This window comes from Streptomyces barkulensis (assembly GCF_002843305.1).
Lineage (GTDB): Bacteria > Actinomycetota > Actinomycetes > Streptomycetales > Streptomycetaceae > Streptomyces > Streptomyces barkulensis.
The window spans coordinates 1-19,732 of sequence record NZ_PGSG01000026.1 but is presented as its reverse complement, the minus strand read 5'-3'; the positions used below and the strand labels follow the sequence as shown (position 1 = coordinate 19,732).

21 protein-coding genes are annotated in these 19,732 nt (G+C 74.3%); 12 read left to right on the top strand and 9 right to left on the bottom strand.

Annotated features, from left to right (window positions below):
- Positions 1–6 precede the first annotated feature (6 nt).
- The 3 genes from CUT83_RS05720 to CUT83_RS05710 all read right to left on the bottom strand — a co-directional run bounded on the left by CUT83_RS05720 (position 7) and on the right by CUT83_RS05710 (position 3,182).
- A complete protein-coding gene (locus tag CUT83_RS05720; protein ID WP_143688500.1) occupies positions 7–1,218 on the bottom strand; it encodes a polyprenyl synthetase family protein in 1,212 nt (403 codons plus the stop codon).
- Between the two features lie 215 nt (positions 1,219–1,433).
- Entirely contained in the window at positions 1,434–2,123 is a 690-nt protein-coding gene (locus CUT83_RS05715; protein ID WP_101254777.1) for an HAD family hydrolase, read from the bottom strand.
- Between the two features lie 81 nt (positions 2,124–2,204).
- On the bottom strand, positions 2,205–3,182 hold the full coding sequence (locus CUT83_RS05710; RefSeq protein WP_101254776.1) for an RluA family pseudouridine synthase: 978 nt from the start codon (positions 3,180–3,182) through the stop codon (positions 2,205–2,207).
- Positions 3,183–3,297: 115 nt separating this feature from the next.
- Between CUT83_RS05710 and CUT83_RS05705 the strand changes: the two genes are divergently transcribed.
- Positions 3,298–3,846 (top strand): cupin domain-containing protein, encoded by a 549-nt coding sequence (locus tag CUT83_RS05705; RefSeq protein ID WP_240957966.1) that lies wholly within the window; start codon positions 3,298–3,300, stop codon positions 3,844–3,846.
- 232 nt (positions 3,847–4,078) lie between these two features.
- Here the strand turns inward: CUT83_RS05705 and CUT83_RS05700 are convergent, their stop codons facing one another.
- The 3 genes from CUT83_RS05700 to CUT83_RS05690 all read right to left on the bottom strand — a co-directional run bounded on the left by CUT83_RS05700 (position 4,079) and on the right by CUT83_RS05690 (position 8,330).
- A complete protein-coding gene (locus CUT83_RS05700) occupies positions 4,079–4,489 on the bottom strand; it encodes a DUF2267 domain-containing protein (protein WP_093848721.1) in 411 nt (136 codons plus the stop codon).
- Positions 4,490–4,623: 134 nt separating this feature from the next.
- The gene (locus CUT83_RS05695; RefSeq protein ID WP_240957967.1) at positions 4,624–6,906 is read right to left on the bottom strand and encodes a glycoside hydrolase family 3 N-terminal domain-containing protein; all 2,283 of its coding nucleotides are present in this window, start codon (positions 6,904–6,906) and stop codon (positions 4,624–4,626) included.
- Positions 6,907–7,127: 221 nt separating this feature from the next.
- On the bottom strand, positions 7,128–8,330 hold the full coding sequence (locus tag CUT83_RS05690) for a glycoside hydrolase family 6 protein (protein ID WP_240957968.1): 1,203 nt from the start codon (positions 8,328–8,330) through the stop codon (positions 7,128–7,130).
- 206 nt (positions 8,331–8,536) lie between these two features.
- Between CUT83_RS05690 and CUT83_RS05685 the strand changes: the two genes are divergently transcribed.
- From CUT83_RS05685 to CUT83_RS05640, 10 genes are all read left to right on the top strand, one after another.
- On the top strand, positions 8,537–8,956 hold the full coding sequence (locus CUT83_RS05685; protein WP_420882425.1) for an RNA-binding S4 domain-containing protein: 420 nt from the start codon (positions 8,537–8,539) through the stop codon (positions 8,954–8,956).
- 386 nt (positions 8,957–9,342) lie between these two features.
- Positions 9,343–11,886 carry a sensor histidine kinase gene (locus CUT83_RS05680; protein WP_101254773.1) on the top strand — a complete coding sequence of 848 codons (2,544 nt, stop codon included), beginning with the start codon at positions 9,343–9,345 and terminating at the stop codon, positions 11,884–11,886.
- Positions 11,883–12,317: a roadblock/LC7 domain-containing protein gene (locus tag CUT83_RS05675; RefSeq protein ID WP_093848718.1), complete on the top strand. Its 435-nt coding sequence runs from the start codon at positions 11,883–11,885 to the stop codon at positions 12,315–12,317. Before CUT83_RS05680 ends, CUT83_RS05675 begins: the two co-directional genes overlap by 4 nt.
- A complete protein-coding gene (locus CUT83_RS05670; protein WP_101254772.1) occupies positions 12,314–12,706 on the top strand; it encodes a DUF742 domain-containing protein in 393 nt (130 codons plus the stop codon). The genes CUT83_RS05675 and CUT83_RS05670 overlap by 4 nt, the downstream gene beginning before the upstream one ends.
- Complete coding sequence (locus tag CUT83_RS05665; protein ID WP_101254771.1) at positions 12,687–13,280, top strand: GTP-binding protein; 594 nt, start codon at positions 12,687–12,689, stop codon at positions 13,278–13,280. The genes CUT83_RS05670 and CUT83_RS05665 overlap by 20 nt, the downstream gene beginning before the upstream one ends.
- A gap of 167 nt (positions 13,281–13,447) precedes the next feature.
- The gene (locus CUT83_RS05660) at positions 13,448–14,575 is read left to right on the top strand and encodes an FAD-dependent oxidoreductase (RefSeq protein ID WP_101254770.1); all 1,128 of its coding nucleotides are present in this window, start codon (positions 13,448–13,450) and stop codon (positions 14,573–14,575) included.
- Positions 14,576–14,669: 94 nt separating this feature from the next.
- Positions 14,670–15,575: a LysR family transcriptional regulator gene (locus CUT83_RS05655; protein ID WP_093848714.1), complete on the top strand. Its 906-nt coding sequence runs from the start codon at positions 14,670–14,672 to the stop codon at positions 15,573–15,575.
- A gap of 120 nt (positions 15,576–15,695) precedes the next feature.
- Positions 15,696–16,301, top strand: a complete 606-nt coding sequence (locus tag CUT83_RS05650) for a cysteine dioxygenase family protein (RefSeq protein WP_101254769.1) — start codon at positions 15,696–15,698, stop codon at positions 16,299–16,301.
- Positions 16,301–17,416, top strand: a complete 1,116-nt coding sequence (locus CUT83_RS05645; RefSeq protein WP_101254768.1) for a YeiH family protein — start codon at positions 16,301–16,303, stop codon at positions 17,414–17,416. Before CUT83_RS05650 ends, CUT83_RS05645 begins: the two co-directional genes overlap by 1 nt.
- A 96-nt stretch (positions 17,417–17,512) precedes the next feature.
- Entirely contained in the window at positions 17,513–18,004 is a 492-nt protein-coding gene (locus CUT83_RS05640; protein ID WP_101254767.1) for a YflT domain-containing protein, read from the top strand.
- Here CUT83_RS05640 and CUT83_RS05635 read toward each other — a convergent pair.
- The 3 genes from CUT83_RS05635 to CUT83_RS05625 form a co-directional block, all read right to left on the bottom strand.
- Entirely contained in the window at positions 17,931–18,374 is a 444-nt protein-coding gene (locus CUT83_RS05635) for a YidC/Oxa1 family membrane protein insertase (protein WP_101254766.1), read from the bottom strand. The genes CUT83_RS05640 and CUT83_RS05635 overlap by 74 nt on opposite strands.
- A gap of 105 nt (positions 18,375–18,479) precedes the next feature.
- Positions 18,480–18,746, bottom strand: coding sequence for a DUF6412 domain-containing protein (locus CUT83_RS05630; RefSeq protein ID WP_101254822.1), 267 nt, complete (start codon positions 18,744–18,746; stop codon positions 18,480–18,482).
- A 148-nt stretch (positions 18,747–18,894) separates the two neighbouring features.
- On the bottom strand, positions 18,895–19,509 hold the full coding sequence (locus CUT83_RS05625) for a TIGR03086 family metal-binding protein (RefSeq protein ID WP_101254765.1): 615 nt from the start codon (positions 19,507–19,509) through the stop codon (positions 18,895–18,897).
- A 158-nt stretch (positions 19,510–19,667) separates the two neighbouring features.
- On the opposite strand from CUT83_RS05625, the gene CUT83_RS05620 reads away from it, so the two are divergent.
- On the top strand, positions 19,668–19,732 hold a 65-nt coding region (locus CUT83_RS05620), incomplete at its 3' end, for a helix-turn-helix domain-containing protein (RefSeq protein WP_143688490.1).

The window sequence follows — 19,732 nt, the reverse complement described above, 5'->3', positions numbered from 1 at the left end:
CGCCGGTCACGGCGGCCGCATACCCGCCACCGCCCGCACCAGGCCGGCCAGACCCCGCCGGACGGCGGGGTCGTCACAGGCCTGGTCGATCCGGTCCAGGGCGAGCGCGCTCAGCCGCTCGATCCGCCTCTCCACGGCCGCCCGCACCCCCAGCTCGGTCAGGACCTCGCGGAAACGGGCGAGCCGCTGGGGGGTAAGCGTCCGGTCGCCCAGGCTCTCACGCAGGACGGCGAGGGCCTCGGTGTCGCCGAGCGCCTCGGCACGGGCCAGGGCGAGGGCCGCCGGATAGGTGTTCTTGCCCTCCCGTACGTCGTCACCCGCCGGTTTGCCCGTCCGCCGCGGGTCACCGAAGACGCCGAGGAGATCGTCGCGGAGCTGGAAGGCCAGCCCCGCCCGCCGGCCCGCGAGGCGCAGGGCGCCGACGAGTTCGGGGGGCGCCCCGCGCAGGGCCGCGCCCAGTTGGAGGGGGCGTTCGACGGTGTAGAGGGCGCTTTTGAGGTGGGCCACGCGCAGCGCCGCCGGCGCCGAGAAGCCTCCCCCGGCCTGGGTGTGCAGATCGAGGAACTGGCCGGCCACCATCTCCGTGCGCATCGCGCGCCACGGCTCCCGCACCCGCCGCCCGGCCGGCCCCTCCGGCAGGGCCTCGGTGAACAGGTCGTCGGCCCAGGCCAGCGCGAGGTCTCCGGCGAGGATCGCCATCGACGCCCCGTACGCCTCGGGGCTGCCGAGCATCCCGTCGTGCCGGTGGCGGCGGGCGAGGTCGACGTGGAGGGCCGGGCGGCCGCGGCGCAGCGCGGAGTCGTCCATCAGGTCGTCGTGGATCAGCGCACAGGTCTGGAGCAGTTCCAGGGCTGCGGCGAGCCGGAGGACGGTGGTCTCGTCTCCGTCCCCCGGCCGTCCTCCGGAGGCGCGCCAGCCCCACCACAGGAAGGCGGCCCGTGTCCGTTTGCCCCCGTGCAGCGTGAACCGTGCGACGTCGGCGGCCGGCCGGGCGCGGAAGAGGCCGTCGATGCCGCCGGCCTCCTCGCACCTGCGGCCGGTGTAGCGCCGCAGGGTCTCCTCCAGGCCGCGCCGGAACTCGTCGCCGGGCCCCGCGGGTCCGCCGCGGTCCGGGCCGGGGCGGGCGTCCGGGTCCGGGCCCGGGTCCGGACCCGGCGGACACTCGCGGGCGCCGGCGGGAGCGTCACCGCCGGGAGCGCCGGGACCGGTCGTGGCCATCGGACGCCTCGCACGGGGTCGTGCCCGGCCCGGCGAAGGGGTGGGAGCGCCGCGCCGGACTGGACGCGGGCGGGGTACGGCCGACGGGCATCGCGGTCCTCCTCGTCGCCACCGGGTTCGGGGCACCGGGCAGCGGCGGACGGGTGCCCTTCCTCGGCGGCGGGGAACCTCCGGCGTCCTCCGGGGGAAGCCGGAAAGCCGGGAGCCGGCGGGGCTCAGCGCCCGCGGGAGTGGCGGGCGAGCAGGCTGGAGTCGAGGTGGGCCAGCAGGTCCGCGGGGTTCTCGTAGACCTCCGCAGCGCCCGCCTCCTCCAGCTCCCGCCGGGTGATGCCGCCCGAGAGCACGCCCACGCAGGGCACGTCCGCCCGCTCGCACGCCACCACGTCCCACACGGTGTCGCCGACGAAGACGGCCCGGTCCGGGGTGACCCGCGCGTGGTCGAGCGCGGAGCGCACCAGGTCCGGCGCGGGCTTGCTGGCCTCCACGTCGTCGGAGCTGGTCGCGGCGGTCACCGCCTCGTCCGCGCCCACCGCGCGCCGCATCGCCTCCAGTTCGTCGCCGCGCGCGGAGCTGGCCAGGACGACCGTCCAGCCGCGGTCGGCGCAGGCCCTGAGCAGTTCGGCGGCTCCGTCCAGCGGGGCCAGCCGCGGCCAGTACTCGGCGTACAGGGTGTGGTGGGCCGCGCTGACGGCGGCGGCCTCCTCCGGGTCGCGGTCCTCGCCGAGGAACCGGGCGAGGAGCTGGTCGCTGCCCATGCCGATGGTCCGGTGGATCACCGACATCGGCACCCGGCGGCCCGCCTGCCGCAGCGCCTCCCACCAGGCCACGGTGTGCAGGTAGGTGGTGTCCACCAGAGTGCCGTCCACGTCGAAGAGCACGGCCCTTTCCGTTCCGTCGCCGCTCATCCGCAAGCCCCTTTCCGCCGGTTCGCCTTCCATGGCCGTCTTCCCGTTCGCCCCGGAACTCCCCGGCTGTGGGGCGTGCGGTCACCCGGACGGATGCGCGCCGTCCGCCCCCCGGGTCCCGCCGGCGGCCCACTCCTGGTGGGAATCCCAGGCGGACAGCGTGCGACGGCTGGTGAAGCGGCGCGCGCGGCCGGTGACCGGATCGGTGAACTCCAGCGATCTGGCCAGCAGTTGGAGAGGGCGGCCGAAGTCGTCGGGGGCGGGGTCGGTGACCGTCGGATAGACCGGGTCGCCCAGTATGGGCACGCCCAGGGAACTCATGTGCAGGCGCAGCTGGTGGGTGCGGCCGGTCAGCGGCACCAGCCGGTAGCGGCCGAGCCCGCCGCGGTGCCCGGTCAGCTCCACGCGGCTGACGCTGTCGGGCTCCCCCGGCACCTCCCGCGCGGCGATGACCCCGAGTTCCTTGACGATCCGGCTGCGCACCGTGCGCGGCAGCTCCAGACCCGGGTCGTGGGGCGCCACGGCCTCGTACTCCTTGCGCACCCGCCGGTCCTGGAAGAGGCCCTGGTAGGCGGCGCGGTGCTCGGGGCGGACGGTGAACATCACCACGCCCGCGGTGAGCCGGTCCAGCCGGTGCGCCGGGCTGAGCCCGGGCAGCCCCAGATCGCGGCGGAGGCGGGCCAGCGCGGTCTCGGTGACGTGCCGGCCGCGCGGTGTGGTGGCCAGGAAGTGCGGCTTGTCCGCGACGACCAGGACGTCGTCGCGGTACAGCACCTCCACCTCGTACGGCACCGGCACCTCGTCGGGCAGCTCCCGGTGGAACCACAGGTAGGTCCCCGGCCGGTACGGGGCGTCCGGTGCCAGCGGGCCGTCCGCGCACCAGACGCCGCCCTCGCGCAGCATGGTGTCGATCAGGGCCGGCGCCACCGCGGGCAGCCGGTCGACCAGATGGTCTCGGACCGTCTCCCAGCGGCCTTCCTCGGGCAGCCTGAGGCGGACGGGGTCGATCCCGTGGCGCTGCGGCAGGGGGGAGGGCGGCACGGGTCGTCTGCGTCTCATCTCGGGGCAAGCCTAGTGCCGTGCGGTAGTGGGGCCGCCTGGGCGGGTGCCCGGCCGCCGGGCGGGCCCGCCGTAGGATCGGGGCGCCCGTCCACGCCCCTTCCCGGAGGTGCCGGTGTCCCCCGAGGAGACCCCCCGCGTCCTGACCGACCTCGACGACCGCATCGCGCGGGCGGCCCCCGGCGAGGGCGGGGCGCTGTGGCGGCTGGCCGAGTCCGGACGGCAGCTCGACGCGAATCTGGTACGTCTGCCGCCGGGGGCGTCCGTGGGCGAGCACGCCGAGAACGATCTGGACGTGCTGCTGCTGGTGGTCGCCGGCGACGGGGAGATGGAGGACGGCTCCGGCGGACGCCGGGCGCTCGCTCCCAAGGCCCTGGTGTGGCTGCCGCGCACCTCGCGGCGGGCCCTGCGGGCGGGCCCGGAGGGCCTGGTCTATCTGACCGTCCACCGCAGGCGGCCCGGTATGACCGTCGGGGTGCGCCCGCCCTCCGCCGAGCACGCCGCCCCCGGCGGCGGGAGCGGTGGCGAGGTCTGTGATGAGGGGGGCGAGGGGCCGTGCATGCTGGACCGGGTCTGCCCCGCGTGCGGACGGCTGAACGAGCGGGTGGGCTCGGGCGTCTGCGAGCGGTGCGGCGAGCCGCTGCCGTCGCCGGAGGCCGCGTAGGCACCTCGGTCCCGGAACACCCCGCCCGCCGCCGCGCTTCGGCGGTCAGCGCCCCCGGCAGCTGTAGAGCAGCAGGAGCAGAAGGGCCGTGCCGGCCAGACTGACCAGCAGGGAGCCCAGGCACCCGGTGCGGTTGGAGAAGAAGACGAACACGGTCACCGTCTCAGGGGTCGTCGCGCGGGCGCTCCGGCGAGTGCCGGTGCGCCGGGCCGGTGGCCCGCACCGGCACTGCTCACGTGTGCCCCGAGCTGCCCGAGAAAAGCACTCGGGCGAGTTCGTCGTCCAGGGAGGGGCGGATCTTCGCCGAGCACGCCCCGCCGGTGGCCTCGTCGACCACCTCGATCACGCAGCGGGCCTCGTGCATCGCCTTGGGGCGGTCGGCCGAGGCACGCTGCGCGACGCGGTCGAAGAACTCCTGGGTGCTCATCCGCATGCCCGAGACCGGCTCGTCGGGGGCGTACGCGACCCTGCGCAGATGCTCGCCGATCTCGCGCGGAAGCTGGGCGGCCAGCTTCTCCGCGACCGTGGCCGGGACGCGTTCCGCGAGGGTCTCCAGGCTGGCCCGGGTGGCGGTCTCGGCCGCGCCGGGGTTGTCCAGCCGGGCGCGTGCCTGTACCTGTCCGAGGAAGGTGTCGTACCGCATGGTCACCTCGTCCCTTCTTCGCTGACCTGGCCCCGGTACCCGGACCGAAGGGGAGGAAACACCCGCCCGGCGGCTCCGGCCCGAGCCCCGTGACGGCGGGTTCGGACCGGAGCCGGACCGGTGGGACGGCCGTGTCAGGAGCCGGCGCAGACGGTCTCCGGTACGGCCGGGGAGCCGGTGGCCGTGAAGCCGAACGTCGCCGATCCGTCCGGGGCCAGCCGCGCGTTCCAGTCCGCGCCGGTGGCGATCACGGTGTCGCCGGAGCGGGTGAGCGTGGCGTTCCAGACGCTGCCGGGGGTGAACCCGCCCTGCGGAGTCCAGCGCACCTGCCAGCCGTCGACGGGGGCGGAGCCGTTGTTGCGCACCGTCACCTCGGCCTGGAAGCCGTCCGACCACTGGTTGACGACCCGGTAGTCGGCGGTGCACGGCGCCTGCCCGGGGTTCTCCGGGTCACCGGGCTCCTCCGGGTCCTCGGGCTCCTCCGGGTCGCCCGGGTCCTCCGGGCCGGCGTCGGTGTAGGTGAGTCCGTACCCGTAGGGGAACAGCGCGTCCTTGCCGTCGCCGTCGTTGACCGGCTGCTGGCTCGCGGACCGCATCCAGGTCACCGGGAGCCTCCCCGTCGGCGCGTGGTCGCCGTAGAGTACGTCGGCCACCCCCGCGCCCTCGGTGCCCGGCAGCCAGGAGGCGAGCAGCGCGTCCCAGCCGCCGAGCTGTCCGGCGATGTCCAGCGGACGGCCGGAGACGAGCACGACCACGACCGGCACCCCGGAGGCCCTCAGCCGCGAGAGGGTGGCCAGATCCTCCTGGTCCAGGCCCATCGAGCCGGGCCTGTCGCCCTCCATCTCCGCGTACGGCTTCTCGCCGACGACGGCCACGGCCACGTCGTAGGAGCCGTCGATGCCGTTGCCGTGGCGGTCGTAGGCGACCTTCGAGGGGTCCGAGGCCGCGGCCCGCATGCCCTCCAGGACGGTGGTGCCCGGTGTGATGTCGCCGGAGGAGCCCTGCCAGGTGATGGTCCAGCCGCCGCTCTGGTTGCCGATGTCGTCGGCGTTCTTCCCCGCCACGAAGACCTTCGCCGAATCGGCCAGCGGCAGCAGTCCGCCGGAGTTCTTCAGCAGCACCTGGGACTTGCGCACCGCCTCGCGGGCGAGTTCGCGGTGGGCGGCGGAGCCGATCGTGGAGGTGTAGGAGCGGTCGGTGTAGGGGTTCTCGAACAGACCCAGCTCGAACTTCTTGGCCAGGATGCGGCGGTTGGCGTCGTCGACGCGCTCCATCGGAACCCGTCCGGCCCGCACCTCGCCGCGCAGCAGCTCGATGAACCCGCGGTAGTCGTGGGGCACCATCACCATGTCGATGCCGGCGTTCACCGCGTCGCGGACCTCGGAGGCGGTGAAGCCCTCCCGGCCGTCGAGCTGGTCGACGCCCGCCCAGTCGGACACCACGAAGCCGGTGAAGCCCAGTTCGCCCTTGAGGACGTCGGTGATCAGGTAGCGGTGGCCGTGCAGTTTCGCGCCGTTCCAGCTGCTGTAGGAGACCATCACCGAGCCCACGCCCCGCTCCACCGCCTCGCGGAACGGCGGCAGATGGATCTCGCGCAGCTCGGTCTCGCTCAGCTCGGTGTTGCCCTGGTCGTCGCCTCCTGTGGTGCCGCCGTCGCCGATGTAGTGCTTGGCGGTGGCCAGGACCGAACCGGGGGCACCGAGCGAGGCGCCCTGGAGGCCGTCGATCAGCGAGGTCATCGCACCGGGCAGTTCGGGCGTCTCACCGAAGGACTCGTAGGTGCGCCCCCAGCGGTCGTCGCGGGCCACACACAGACAGGGCGCGAAGGTCCAGTCGACGCCGGTGCCGGAGACCTCCTCGGCGGTGGCCCGCCCGATCCGCTCCACCAGGGCGGGGTCGCGGGCGGCCCCGAGCCCGATGTTGTGGGGGAAGATCGTCGCGCCCCGTACGTTGTTGTGGCCGTGGACGGCGTCCACGCCGTAGATCATGGGAATGCCCAGCGGAGTGGACAGGGCGGTGCGCTGGAAGGAGTCGTACATCTCCGCCCACGCCTGGGGGGTGTTGGGCGTGGGGGCGGAACCGCCGCCGGACAGGACGGAGCCGATGCGGTAGGCCGCCAGGTCGTCCGGCCGCGCATCCAGGGCGCCGCGGTCGACCTGGGTCATCTGGCCGATCTTGTCGTCGAGGGACATGCGGGACAGCAGGTCCTCGACTCGGTCGTCCACCGGCAGGGCCGGATCCTCGTAGGCGGGCGGCGCGTCGGCCGACGCCGCGGCGGGGGTGCCGTTCAGGCTGCAGGCCACCATCAGGCTCACCGCCGCTCCCGCGGTCAGCCGCCTGATCCGGCCGCGCAGCGCGGTGCCGGCCGGTGTCCGCCCTCTCCCGCGCTCAGGGGTTCCTCTCGTCGTCCTTCTCATGGCGGTGCCGTCCTTCCGGTGGGGCCGCGCTGCGGGCATGCGGCCTGTGGGGGCTTTCCGGCCCCGGCCGGCGGCCACCGGCCGGACGTCCGGCCCCGGCGGAGGAGACACCGGGGCCGGACGCGGAACCGGTCCGGCGGCGCGCCCTCATCGCGCCGCCGGGCCGGGGGTTCCCGACCGGGGCTCCAGGCGCGGGGAGCGTCCGGGCGGGTGGTCGCGGTTCAGGGGCGCAGCGGCGGCTCCGCGTTGCGCACCAGTTCCAGCGCCTGCTGCGGGAACCACTGGCCGGCCGCCGGATCGACCATGCCGCGCGCGGGATCCTCGGGCCCCTCGGTGCCGCGCAGGCACAGGCCGTCCGACTCACCGGGGATCTTGATCCACAGGCGGGCGTCGTGCAGCGGGTCGCCGGTGCGGGTGGTCGGCCGCGCGCCCAGGCCGCGGTCCGGCGGGTTGCACCAGTCCTGCGGGTCCGGGTAGAGATCCGCCGGCGGCGTCCACGGCCCCTTGCCGTTGCGGCTGGTGTCGGTGACGAAGTGGGGCTGGTCGGCCGGGTCGGCGGTGACGTTCTCCTCCAGCCAGGCCCGGGCGTCGTTCCGGTCCGACCACTGGTCGGGGCAGGAGGCCGCGTCGCCGCCGCCCCGGACGTACTCCACGCAGCCGGAGACCAGCTCGCCGTACCGGGCCAGCTCGTCGTCGGCCCGGTAGTTGGAGGCGTTGAGGTAGAAGCCGGCGGTCCGCTCGATCCCGGCCTCGACCAGCCGGGGCACGATGGACCTGACGCTGTGCCAGCCGCTGTGGCCGGCGTCGAGGTAGACGGTGGTGCCGGGCCGGGCCGAGAGGGTCTCGACGGCGTAGTCGATCTCCGCGTAGCGGGCGGCGGTCAGGGTTCCCTCGTCGTCGTCCTGGCCGCAGTCGGAGGGCAGCAGGGCCAGGGAGTCGGGCTCCAGGACGATCAGCGCCCGCTTGCCGCCGATGCCCCTGGCGACCTCGTCGATCCAGGCCTTGTACTCGGCGGTGTTCGCCGCGCCGCCCGCCGAGTACTGCGAGCAGTCGCGCCCGGGGACGTTGTAGAGGGCCAGCACCGGCAGGGCGCGTTCGCGCGCGGCGTCCCGCACGATGCGGGCCACCTCCTGCCGGATACGGCTGTCGTCCCCGTTGCCGTTGAGCCAGACCGCCTGGGGAGTGGTCACCATCCGGGCGACACCGACGGCGTCCCGGTACTCCCGCGCCTCCACCAGCTCCCTGATCTGCGTGTACGCATCCGGGTTGGCCGGCGGTACGTACAGGCGTCCCCCGCCCCGTTCCCGCTTCTGCGCTCCTCCTTCGGCCCGGTCGGCGGCCCCGGCCGCCCCGGTCCCGGCGACCAGCGCCAGCGCGGCGGCCGCCGCTGCGGCTGCGACGGTGCCTCTTCTGCGTCTCTGCACGTTTGCGGCTCCTGACGTGGGCGATCCGACGAAGCGCTCCCCGCGGCACGGCCCGCCACCCCATGGGAGCGCTCCCATGCCTGTTGCCAGACCTTCCCCCCGTCAGCGCCGCCCGTCAAGACCTCCCGCCCGGGTTTTCCGCGGCACCCCGCACCCCGTGCGCCGCCACAGGGGACCGCCGTTGCGGAGGCGAAGGGCGAAGGAACCTGTCCGGCCCCCGCCGGGCGGGGCGCTCCTCTAGAGTCGGGGGCATGGCTGCAGACGAGGGGAGCGTGCGGATCGACAGCTGGATCTGGTCCGCCCGGCTCACCAAGACACGTTCGATGGCCGCCGCCGCCTGCCGCGGAGGCCATGTCCGCATCAACGGCGACCGGGTGAAGCCCTCCCACCCGGTGCGCACCGGTGACGAGGTGCGGCTGCGCCACCTGGGCCGCGACCGGATCGTCGTCGTCACGCGCCTGGTGCGCAAGCGGGTCGGCGCCGCGGTCGCGGCGGAGTGCTTCGTCGACAACAGCCCGCCCCCGCCCCCGCGCGAGTACGCCGCCCCGGTGGCCCGGCGCGAGCGCGGCGCGGGCCGCCCGACCAAACGGGAGCGGCGCGAGACGGAGCGGCTGCGCGGCCGCTGACCGCAGTCGGCGCGCGAATCCCGGCGGCCGTACGGCGGCGGCGCGCGGCCGCCGGGATTCGCGACGGGGAACCATCGGCGGCCCATGCGCCCGGTCACGTCCGGGGCGCCCCCCCCGGGGGCGCCGACCGCCTCCGGGGCCCCACCCCCGTAACCGGCCGTCCGCCACCACCCCCGCCTCCTCGTCCAGTTTTCAACCATTTGCCGGACGCCGCCGTCCGCGGACCGCGGCGAGGCGGGGACGGAGGCCCGGCCGGACGCGCTGTCAGGTGATGCGAAGTACGCCCTCACCCGTTTTCTTTTGACACCGCATATGACTAACATCGCTCCGTCCTTCGCCGCTCCCACCAGCGGCGACCCGTCACCGTGAACCACTGCTGGGGAGAGATGGCACTGCGCATCCGTGTGCCGAGACGGCGGGGTCGGTCGGCGAGTAAAACGTTCCGTCTGAGTTCACTGCGCCCGAAGTCGATCCGGGCGGCCCTGCTCGTCCTGGCCGTCGTGCCCAGTCTCGCCATGATCGCCCTGTGGGGCGTGACCACCGGCCAGTGGGCGCGGGAGTGGGAGGTCCAGAAGGACGAGAAGGCCCTCGCCATCCGCGCCGGCACTCCGGCCAACGCCGTCTACTTCAACCTCCAGGAGGAGCGGCGCCTCAGCGCCGAGATGCTGGCCGGACCCGATGCTTCGACCCGCAGCGCCCTGCGCGAGCAGCGCGCCCGGACGGACGAGGCGCTGCGCGCCTTCCGCTCGCTGTCGGGCATCGAGGCCTCCAACGCGTCCGAGGAACTGCGGGAGATCGTCGAGCTGACCCGCTCGGACATGCTCCGCATCGACCGCATCCGCCAGAGCGTGGACAACGGGGTGGCGAGCCAGGCCGACGTCTTCCGCTACTTCACCGAGCTGATCGCCGTCGACCTGCGTCTGTTCGAGACCCTGAGCCGTTCGGAGAACAGCGAGGTGACGGCCCGCGCCAGGGTCCTGATCGACCTGTTCTGGGCCAAGGAGATGATCTCCCGCGAGGACGCCCTGCTCGCCCGCGGCTGGGGCTCCGGCCGGCTCACCGAGGGCGAGCACTCCAGCCTGACCGAGTGGATCGGCGCCCAGCAGTTCCTGCTGGAGAGCCGGATCGCCTCCCACCTGCCCCACGAGGACCTCCTGCTCTACCGCCAGATGACCACCAACAGCCACTGGCTGGGGAAGGCCGAGACGGAGCGGGTGCTGCTGGAGTCGCACTCCCACGACGGGCGGCCCGGCATCCCCCTGCCCGACTCCGAGGCCGAGTGGCGCAGGTCGGTGGACTCGCTCACCCCGCAGTTCCAGAAGCTGATCATGAACCGGACCATCGACATCAACCAGGTCGGTAGCGAGTCGGTGGCGGCTCTGGAGCGCCGTATGACGACCATCGCCGCCATCAGCCTGGCGGCGGTCCTCCTGATCGTCACACTCAGCCTGCGGATCGCGGGCACCCTGCGACGGCGTATCACCTCCCTGCGCCAGGAGGCTCTGGAGCTGGAGGGGAGGCTGCCCGACGTCGTCGAGCGGCTGCGCCGCGGCGAGACGGTCGACACCGAGGCCGAGGTGCCCCGGATCGGTCACGAGGACGACGAGCTGGGCCGGCTGGGCCAGGCGCTCAACCTCGCGGGCCGCAGCGCCGTCGAGACCGCCGTGCGGGAGGTCGAGCAGCACCACGGCTTCGAACGCCTGCTCCAGCGCATCGCCCGCCGCACCCAGCTGCTCATCGGTCTCCAGATGAAGAAGCTCGACGAGATGGAGCGCCGCCACGAGGACCCGGAGGTGCTGGAGGGCCTGTTCGACCTCGACCATCTGACGGCCCGTCTGCGCCGCTACGAGGAGAACCTGGTCATCCTCGGCGGCGGCCAGCCGCAGCGGCGCTGGCGCAAGCCGGTGAAGATGCTGGACGTGCTGCGCGCCGCGCTGGGCGAGGTGCAGGACTACCGCCGCATCCAGGTCGAGGTCGAGGGCAGGCCCTGGCTGACCGGCCGCGCCGTGGGCCCGGTGGTGCACGTGCTGGCCGAGCTGATGGAGAACGCCGCCGCGTTCTCCAAGCCGCCCACCCCCGTGGAGGTGCGGGCCGGCATGGTCGGGCGGGGCCTGGTCGTGGAGATCGAGGACCGCGGCCTGGGCATGGAGCCGGACGAGTACGAGCGGGTCAACCGGCTCGTCGCCGACCCGCCCCGCGCCGACATGCTCTCCCGCGCCGACGATGTCCGGCTGGGCCTGTACGTGGTCGCGCGGCTCGCCTCCGGGCTGGGCCTGGGGGTCGAGTTCCGGCCGTCGGTGTTCGGCGGCACCCGGGTGATCGTCCACATCCCCGAGGAACTGGTCGCCGACAGGCCCCCCGCCGGCGACGGCGCGCCCCGGAGAGCCGGCGCGCGCCGGGAGGCGGACGCCGCGGACGGAAGCGCCGCCGACCGGAGGAGCGCTCCGTCCGACGGCGGATCCCCCGCACCGCTGCCCGTGCGGTCCCGCGGCCGGGCGATGTCCGCGGTCGTCCCCGCTCCGACGGCCCCGCCGTCCGCCGAAACGGCCCAAAGCGCCGGAAACGCCCAGGGCACCGGGGACGCCCAGGAACCCCGGCACGACGGCACCGGCGCGGCCGGTGACGCGCAGGGCGCCGCGGAGGAAGCCGCCGAGCACCCCGACGGCGCGGCGGACAAGCCGCTGCCCAAGCGGGTCCGCCAGGCCAGCCTCGCCCCCGAACTGCGCAAGCCGGCCGTCCGGAAGGCTCCCGGCCCGGACGAGGACACGCTCACCCTGCGCCCGGAGCCCGCCCGTTCCGGCGCCGCCATCGGCGCCTTCCAGCGGCAGTCCCGCATCGCCAGGCAGCAGGCCGCCGCCCCCGACGCCCCCTCCACAACCGGCGGCAGCACGCCGGGGCAGAGCCGACCCAAGACGGAAGACCGAACATGACACAGCGAACCACCGCCACCAACCAAGACCTGGACTGGCTGCTGGACGGTCTGGTCGAGCAGGTGCCGGGCACCCGGCACGCCGTCGTCCTGTCGGACGACGGGCTGGTGATCAGCCAGTCGGGCACCATCGAGCGCACCGCCGCCGAACGGCTGGCCGCCGTGGCCACCGGCCAGCAGAGCCTGGCCCGCGGTGTCGACGAACTGTTCGACGGCGGCCCGGTGCAGCAGGTCATCGTGGAACTGGCCAACCTGTGGCTGTTCATCACCGCGGCCGGCAAGGGCACCCACCTGGCCGTCGTCGCCTCCCAGGACGTGGACGCGGAGGTGATGGCCGTGGCCATGCACACCCTCGTGCAGCAGGTCGGCCAGAAGCTCGGCACCGAGACCCGGTCCGACGCCTCGGCCTCCGGCGGGGGTGGACGTGGGTGAACCACTGGACGGACAGCCTGGAGTCCGACGGCGAGGAAGAGGACTCACTGGTCCGGCCGTACACCATCACCCGCGGCCGCACCGCTCCGCAGCGCGACGACCTCACCCTGATCACGGTGGTGACGACGGCCGAGCCCGGGGAGGGCCGGCCCGCCGGGCGGCGGCTGGAGCCGGAGCACCGGGCCATCGTCGAGCAGTGCCGCGAGCCGGCCGCGGTGGCGGAGATCGCCGCTGAGCTGGATCTGCCCGTGTCGGTGACGAAGATCCTGATCGGCGATCTCGTGGAGCTCGGCGCGGTGACGACCCGCCCGCCTCTGGCGGACGGGGGAAGTGGTGGACTTAACGTGGAAATTCTTCAGGCGGTGAGGGATGGGCTCCAGAGACTCTGACGCTACGACGGGCCCACTGGCCGTCAAGATCCTCGTCGCCGGGGGCTTCGGGGTGGGCAAGACCACGATGGTGGGGGCGGTCAGTGAGGTGGCCCCCCTGCGCACCGAGGAGTACCTGACCGAGGCCAGCATCGGGGTGGACGACACCGGCGGTCTCGCGGAGAAGACCACCACCACGGTGGCGCTCGACTTCGGCCGAATCACCGTCAACCCCGAACTGGTGGTCTACCTCTTCGGCACCCCGGGCCAGGAGCGCTTCTGGTTCATGTGGAACGACCTGGTCAACGGCGCCCTGGGCGCGGTCGTCCTGGTCGACACCCGGCGGCTGGATGTCAGCTTCGCCTCCATCGACTTCTTCGAGAGCCGGGGCATCCCCTTCGTGGTGGGCGTCAACTGCTTCCACGGCCGCTGCGACCGCACCGAGCAGGAGGTGCGCGACGCCCTCGACCTCGACCCGGGTGTCCCGCTGCTGATGGGGGACGTACGGCGGTCCGAGGCCGGCCGCGATCTGCTGGTCGCGCTGATCGACCTGCTGATGGCCCGGTCCGCGCCGGTCCGCGAACCGGCCGGCTGACCGGCGGCGAAGGCCGCTCCCCTCTTTCGTCCGCCCTCTTTCGTCCGCCCTCTTTCATCCGCCCTCTTTCATCCGCCTTCGTTCGCTCACCGGCACGCTCCGGCGCCCGGCGCGTGCTCCCGCCCGCACGTCCTGCGTCGGGCACGCCCTTCTCCCGAAAGGAAGCCATGTCCCCGGCCCGTACCGTTCTCATCGTCGGAGGCGGGATCTGCGGCAACGCCCTGGCCGTCCTGCTGCGCCGCGCAGGCATCGCGGTGGATCTGGTCGAGCTCTCCTCCAACTGGAGCGTCCGGGGTTCCGGCATCACCCTCCAGGGCAACGCCCTGCGGGTGCTGCGCGAGGTGGGCGTGTGGGAGGAGGTCCGCCAGAAGGGCTTCGGCTTCGACACCCTCGGACTGGTCGCCCCGGACGGCACGGTGCTGCACGTCGCCGAGGACCTCCGCACCGGCGGGCCCGAACTGCCCGCCACCCTCGGTATACGCCGCCCCGACCTCCAGCACGTCCTGACCGGCGCCGTGCGCGCGGCCGGGGTCCGCGTCCGGCTCGGCTGCGCGGTGGAGTCCCTGGAGCAGGACGGCGACGGGGTGGACGTCCGCCTCACCGACGGCACCGCCGGCCGCTACGACCTGGTGGTCGCCGCCGACGGGCTGGGCTCCCCCACCCGCGCGATGATCGGGATCGAGGACCGGCCCGAGCCCACCGGGATGGGCATCTGGCGTGTCACCGCCCCCCGCCCGCGGAGTGTGGAGCGCACCGACCTGGCCTACGGCGGCCCCGCCTACATCGCGGGCTACTGCCCCACCGGCGAGGACACCCTCTACGCCTATCTGGTCGAGCCCGCGCGGGAGCGGGCCGAGCTGTCCCCGTCCTCGTACGCCGCCGGGATGCGCGCCCTGGCCGCGGGCTACGGCGGCGCCTGGGAGGAGATCCGCGCCTCCATCACGGAGGACTCCGCCGTCAACTACACCTGGTTCCACCGGCTTCTGGTCGAGGGGCCGTGGCACCGCGGCCGGGTCGTGCTGGCCGGGGACGCGGCCCACGCCTGTCCTCCGACCCTCGCCCAGGGGGCGGCGATGTCCCTGGAGGACGCCCTCGTCCTCGCCGAGCTGCTCACCGGCGGCGCCGGCTGGGACGAGGAAACACTGGCCGTCTACCGGGAGCGCCGCATGCCGCGGGTGCGCGTGGTCGTGGAGAACTCCGTGCGGCTGGGCGCCTGGCTGATGGAGGGGGTGCGGGACGCGGACGTGCCCGGACTGATCGGCCGGACCATGGCGGTGCTCGGCGAGCACCCCTAGACGGTGTCCTTGACCGTGCCCGGCGGCCGTGCACGCTCCGTCGAAGGCTCGTAACGGTCTCTCACCACCTCTAAAATCCGTTTATCGTTCCGGCATGTTCGATTCGCGGCACATCAGGACCTTCCACGAGGTGGTCCGCACCGGTTCGTACTCGGCGGCGGCCCGCTCCCTGGGGTACACACAGCCCGCGATCACCCAGCAGATGAAGGCGCTGGAGCGGACCGTGGGCACTCCGCTGTTCCTGCGGGCCGGCCGGCGGATGCGGCTCACCGAGGCGGGCGAGGCCCTGTCCCGGCACGCAGGCGTGATCCTGGGCAGCATGGAAACCGCCCAGCGGCAGATGACGGCGCTGACCAGGCTGCGCGCGGGGCGGGTGCGGGTGTGCGCGTTCCCCAGCGCCGGTGCCACCCTGGTGCCGGAGGCGCTGGCGCGACTGGCGGCCGACCACCCCGGAGTGCGGGTCGAACTCCAGGAGAGCGAGCCGCCGGAGTCGCTGGACCGCGTGGTACGCGGCGAGTGCGACATCACCCTGGCCTTCACCTACCCCGGGCTGCGCGAGCAGGTGCCGGGCGAACTGGTGGAGATCCCGCTGCTGGAGGACCAGCTCACGGTGCTGCTGCCGGCCGGGCACCCGATGGCGCGGCGGCGGGCGGTACGGCTGGCGGAGCTGGCGGACGAGCGCTGGATCGCCGGGTGTCTGCGCTGCCGCACCAACTTCCTGCACGAGTGCGCCGAGCTGGGTTTCGCACCCGACATCGTCTTCACCACCGACGACAACCTCGTGGTGCAGAGCCTGGTCGCCGAGGGGCTGGGCATCGCCATGATGCCGGGGCTGGTGCTGTCCTTCCTGGTCCACCGGAAGGTCACCGGACGCGCCCTGGATCCGGCCGCCCGGCGGCAGGTCTCGGCGTACGTGCTCCGCGAGCATCTGCGGATACCGGCCACAGCGCTGGTGCTCCAGGAGCTGCGGGCGGTGGCCGCGAACCGCACCGGCTGCTGAGGCCGGCCGCCGGGCGGCCCGTCCCCCGCCCGTTCTCGGCACTCTCCCATAAGCAGAATTTGGGGAACCGCGAAGAAACCCTCGTTGGACGTGATGGGAGATCGGCGCGACGCTGCGGACATGGCCGCTTCGCTCTCCTCCACGACACACACCGCCACCCGCCCGGCCGCCCGCGCCGCCGGCCCGCGGACGACCGGCCGCCTCGCCGCTCTCGTCGCGGACATCCGCGCGGCCGTGGGACGGGGCCTGCCGCCGGACCCGACCGCGTGTCTGGTCGGCGAGAAGCTGGCGCCCCACCTGGGCGCCCCCGGTCTGCTCACCCCCGGGCAGTGCGAGGGCGACCCCGAGCGCTACCGCCAGCACCTGCTGCACGCCGAGGCCGACGGCAGTTTCTCGCTCGTGGCCCTCGTCTGGCTGCCCGGCCAGCGCACCTCCGTACACGACCACGTCTCCTGGTGCGTCACCGGAGTCCACCAGGGCGAGGAGCACGAACGCCGCTACCGACTGCTGCCCTCCGACTCCCCGGACGGCCGGGCGCGGCTGATCGCCACCGAGGACGTGGTGAACCCGCAGGGCTCGGTGTGCGGCTTCGCGCCCCCCGGCGACATCCACCGGGTCTGGAACGGCGGCTCGGACAAGGCCGTGTCCATCCATGTCTACGGAGCCGACATCTCCCGGCTGGGCAGCAGCGTCCGCCGGGTCTACGACCTCCCCGCAGACCGCTGATGGCGCTGCTCGGACAGCGTCCGCGGCGGCACACCGGCGAACACGGCACCGGCGAGCACGGTGACGGCGAGCGCACTCCGGCGCGTCCGGCCGGGCCGAGGCGCCCGCGCCGGGGCGTGCCGGATCCGCTGCCCGGTCTCGCCCTCGCCGCGGGCGGCACGGCGCTGGCCTGGGCCGTGCACCGGCTGCTGCCGGGGGTGCCGATGCTGACCGCGGCGGTCGTGCTGGGCGTCGCCGCCGCCCACCTGCCGGGGACGGGCCGGTTCGCCTCCGGCGCCGGCCGCCCCGGACTCTCCCTGGCCGGGAAGCGGCTGATGCGCGCCGGTGTGGTGCTGCTGGGTCTGGAGCTGAGCCTGGGTGACGTACTGGGGCTGGGCTGGGCGACCGTCGGCATGGTGCTGGCGGTGGTGGCCTCGACCTTCTTCGGCACCCTGTGGCTGGGCCGCCGGCTCGGACTGCGCGGGGACCAGCCGCTGCTGGTCGCCACCGGCTACTCGATCTGCGGGGCCTCCGCGATCGGCGCGGTCGGCGAGGCGCGCGGCAGCGACGAGCGGGACACGGCCGCCTCCGTGGCCCTGGTGACCCTGTGCGGCACGCTGGCCATCGTCGTCCTGCCGCTGCTGCACCATCCCCTCGGCCTGGACGGTGCCCAGTTCGGACGCTGGGTCGGCGCCGGTGTGCACGACGTGGGGCAGGTGGTGGCGGCCGCCCAGACCGCGGGCGAGGCGGCGCTGGGCGAGGCGGTGCTGGTGAAGCTGATGCGGGTGCTGCTGCTGGCTCCGCTGGTCGCGGCGGTGGCCGTCTCGGCCGTCCGGCGCGGCCGGGCATCCGGTGGCGGGGAGCCCGGCGGCAGACGCCCCCCGCTGGTTCCGCTGTTCGTGGCCGGGTTCCTGGCGGCGGTGGCCGTGCGCACCACCGGGGCCGTCCCGGCCGGCGCGCTGGAGGCCACCGCGACGGTCCGGGAGTTCGTCCTCGCCGCCGCGCTCGTCGGCCTGGGCAGCGCCGTCCATCTGCCCACCCTGGCACGCACCGGCGTGCGGCTGGCCGTACTGGGGGCCTGCTCGTGGGTGGTCATCGCCGGGGTCTCCTACACGGGCGTACTGCTCACCTCCTGACGCCCGCGGGCGGCCATCGGCCTTCCCCGGCACCTATGAAGGGGCGACAGCCGGGGAAGGCGGGCCATAACGGACATCCGACAAGGAGAGCACGAGATGGCCAGCATCGAACCGAACCCCGTGAACCCGGTCAGCGACGCCTGGAACACGGTGGCCGGCTACTCCTCCTACGAGGAGGCCCAGAGCGCCGTTGACCGCCTCTCCGACGAGAGGTTCCCCGTGGAGCACATCGACATCGTCGGCTCCGACCTGCGCCTGGTCGAGCATGTCACCGGGCGGATGACCAAGGGCCGGGCGTCCGCCATGGGCGCCGCCAGCGGCGCCTGGTTCGGCCTCTTCATCGGCCTGCTGGTGGGGCTGTTCACCACCGGCGGGGCCTGGCTCGGGCTGATCCTCGGCGGCATCCTCATCGGTGCGCTGTGGGGGGCGGTCTTCGGGTTCGTCAGCCACGCCGCGACCGGCGGGAAGCGCGATTTCTCCTCCACCCGGTCCCTGGCCGCCGCCCGCTACGACGTCATCGTGCGCGGCGGGCACGCCGACCGGGCGCGGGGCATCCTCCAGCACCAGGGGCTGTCCGGCACGGCGTGACCGCGCCGCGGTCGCGGTGCAGCAGCGCCCGCTCCGCCGTGAACAGCCGGTACATCACGAAGAAGACGGGCAGCTGCGCCAGCATCGGCAGACAGCCGGCCGCCGGCGAGACCCCCTCACGGGTGTGCAGTTCCAGCAGGACGCGCCGCAGCCGCTCGGGGTCCGCGGCATGCCGCTTCCTGAGCCCGGCGGTCTGCGGGGCGAGGCGGGCGCGGGCCCTCTCCGCCCGCGCCCCGGCCCGGGCCAGGGGGTGGAGCAGGGCGCGTACGCACACGGTGGCCACCACGATCGCGGCGGCGGTCGCGAAGGTGGCGAAGAGCGGTTCGAGCGCGCCGGCCAGCAGCGCGAGGAGATGGACGATGACGGACATGGCTGAGCCCTCCCGGGGCCTCGTCGTGCCGGACTGATCGGACGTCGGCGTGACGAGCCGTGCGGGCGCGGCCCCGGCGAAGGATGCGCCGCGGTTCTCCCGCGCCTACCCGGCCGTCGGGAGGGGACGGCCGGGAGCCCGGGGCCGCGGGCGGCCCGAGGCGTCGGGGTCGCGCTGCGGCAGGAAGGCGGTACGGCGTTCCCGGTCGCGCAGGGCGGTGCGGATGCGCGCGGGCGGCGCGGGCCGGGCGCGGCACACGGTGAGGAGGGCGGCCACGGCAAGCGCCGTGCCCGCGGCGACGGTGGCGGCGAGGGCGGCGGCGGTCTCCGCCAGACCGCCGCCGTGGGCGGGCTGGAGGCCCGCCAGGAGCATCAGCAGCGCCGTCAGCGCCGGGGGGTGGTGTGCCACCGCAGTGCGCGGGGCGTGTGCGCACGGCGCGAGTGCCTGCCGTACGGCATGTACGCCCCCTCCTCACGAGCCGCTCCCCTGCGGTCCCGTCCGTCCGTGACCGCCTTCGATGCTAGCCCAGACGCGCGGAAGCGGCCCCGGGGTTCCAGGAGGGCTCCCTGCCGCTGAGGCCGACGGCGCGGTCCAGCAGCGGGGAACCGTCGGGGACCTCGACGACGGGGCCGAACGTCCCCGCCCTCTCCGCCTCGTCCGTCGACTGCGACAGCAGGCCGACCGACACCCGCAGGCTCGTCTCGTCGCAGTCGTACTCCTGGCCGGTGGCGCGGGCGATGTCCCAGCCGTGGATGAGGAGCTCGTTCAGGGCGACACGTCCCGCCACCGCGGCCGGCAGTGTGACGCCGCCCGCCTGGGTGGTCCCCTCCCAGGCCGCGGGTTCCCGCCATGCCGCGACGAGTCCGTCCAGGGCGCGGGGTACGGCGTCGCGCCAGTCGGCGGGCAGCAGCGCGGCGGAGGGCCGGGAGGCGGAGGGATCGGTCCGGGTGGCGGGGCCCAGGTCCTTGCGGGCGGCGTCCCGGAAGGCGACGCTCAGGCCGAGCACATGGTGGATCAGGTCGCCGACGGTGCTCTCCTCGCACGGGGTCGGTGCGGAGAGCCGCTCGTCGGCGACGTTCTCCAGCACCAGGGCCATGCGCCGGGCCGGGGGCTCCAGGTCAGGCATCGCGGTCATCGGGGCTCTCCTTCGTGGATACCCCGTCCTTTGGGGCGGGGAGGAAACGAAGCTCCTGCGGAGCAGGGCAGGGAACGCCGGTTCGCCGCCAGGGCGGACCGGCGTCCACCCGCAACTGCCCACACTCCGTCACAAACTGATGGGGTAGTATGTGAACCGTGAAGACCACCCACGTGAAGCGGGCTTTCAAGTACCGCTTCTATCCGACCGATGCGCAGGCAGC

What these genes read in the sequence shown, in the direction of transcription:
- CUT83_RS05720 (WP_143688500.1), bottom strand. Translation starts at nt 1,218, where the DNA reads ATGGCCACGACCGGTCCCGGCGCTCCCGGCGGTGACGCTCCCGCCGGC.
- CUT83_RS05715 (WP_101254777.1), bottom strand. Translation starts at nt 2,123, where the DNA reads ATGAGCGGCGACGGAACGGAAAGGGCCGTGCTCTTCGACGTGGACGGC.
- CUT83_RS05710 (WP_101254776.1), bottom strand. Translation starts at nt 3,182, where the DNA reads ATGAGACGCAGACGACCCGTGCCGCCCTCCCCCCTGCCGCAGCGCCAC.
- CUT83_RS05700 (WP_093848721.1), bottom strand. Translation starts at nt 4,489, where the DNA reads ATGCGGTACGACACCTTCCTCGGACAGGTACAGGCACGCGCCCGGCTG.
- CUT83_RS05695 (WP_240957967.1), bottom strand. Translation starts at nt 6,906, where the DNA reads ATGAGAAGGACGACGAGAGGAACCCCTGAGCGCGGGAGAGGGCGGACA.
- CUT83_RS05680 (WP_101254773.1), top strand. Translation starts at nt 9,343, where the DNA reads ATGGCACTGCGCATCCGTGTGCCGAGACGGCGGGGTCGGTCGGCGAGT.
- CUT83_RS05675 (WP_093848718.1), top strand. Translation starts at nt 11,883, where the DNA reads ATGACACAGCGAACCACCGCCACCAACCAAGACCTGGACTGGCTGCTG.
- CUT83_RS05665 (WP_101254771.1), top strand. Translation starts at nt 12,687, where the DNA reads ATGGGCTCCAGAGACTCTGACGCTACGACGGGCCCACTGGCCGTCAAG.
- CUT83_RS05660 (WP_101254770.1), top strand. Translation starts at nt 13,448, where the DNA reads ATGTCCCCGGCCCGTACCGTTCTCATCGTCGGAGGCGGGATCTGCGGC.
- CUT83_RS05655 (WP_093848714.1), top strand. Translation starts at nt 14,670, where the DNA reads ATGTTCGATTCGCGGCACATCAGGACCTTCCACGAGGTGGTCCGCACC.
- CUT83_RS05650 (WP_101254769.1), top strand. Translation starts at nt 15,696, where the DNA reads ATGGCCGCTTCGCTCTCCTCCACGACACACACCGCCACCCGCCCGGCC.
- CUT83_RS05645 (WP_101254768.1), top strand. Translation starts at nt 16,301, where the DNA reads ATGGCGCTGCTCGGACAGCGTCCGCGGCGGCACACCGGCGAACACGGC.
- CUT83_RS05640 (WP_101254767.1), top strand. Translation starts at nt 17,513, where the DNA reads ATGGCCAGCATCGAACCGAACCCCGTGAACCCGGTCAGCGACGCCTGG.
- CUT83_RS05635 (WP_101254766.1), bottom strand. Translation starts at nt 18,374, where the DNA reads ATGTCCGTCATCGTCCATCTCCTCGCGCTGCTGGCCGGCGCGCTCGAA.
- CUT83_RS05630 (WP_101254822.1), bottom strand. Translation starts at nt 18,746, where the DNA reads ATGCTCCTGGCGGGCCTCCAGCCCGCCCACGGCGGCGGTCTGGCGGAG.
- CUT83_RS05625 (WP_101254765.1), bottom strand. Translation starts at nt 19,509, where the DNA reads ATGACCGCGATGCCTGACCTGGAGCCCCCGGCCCGGCGCATGGCCCTG.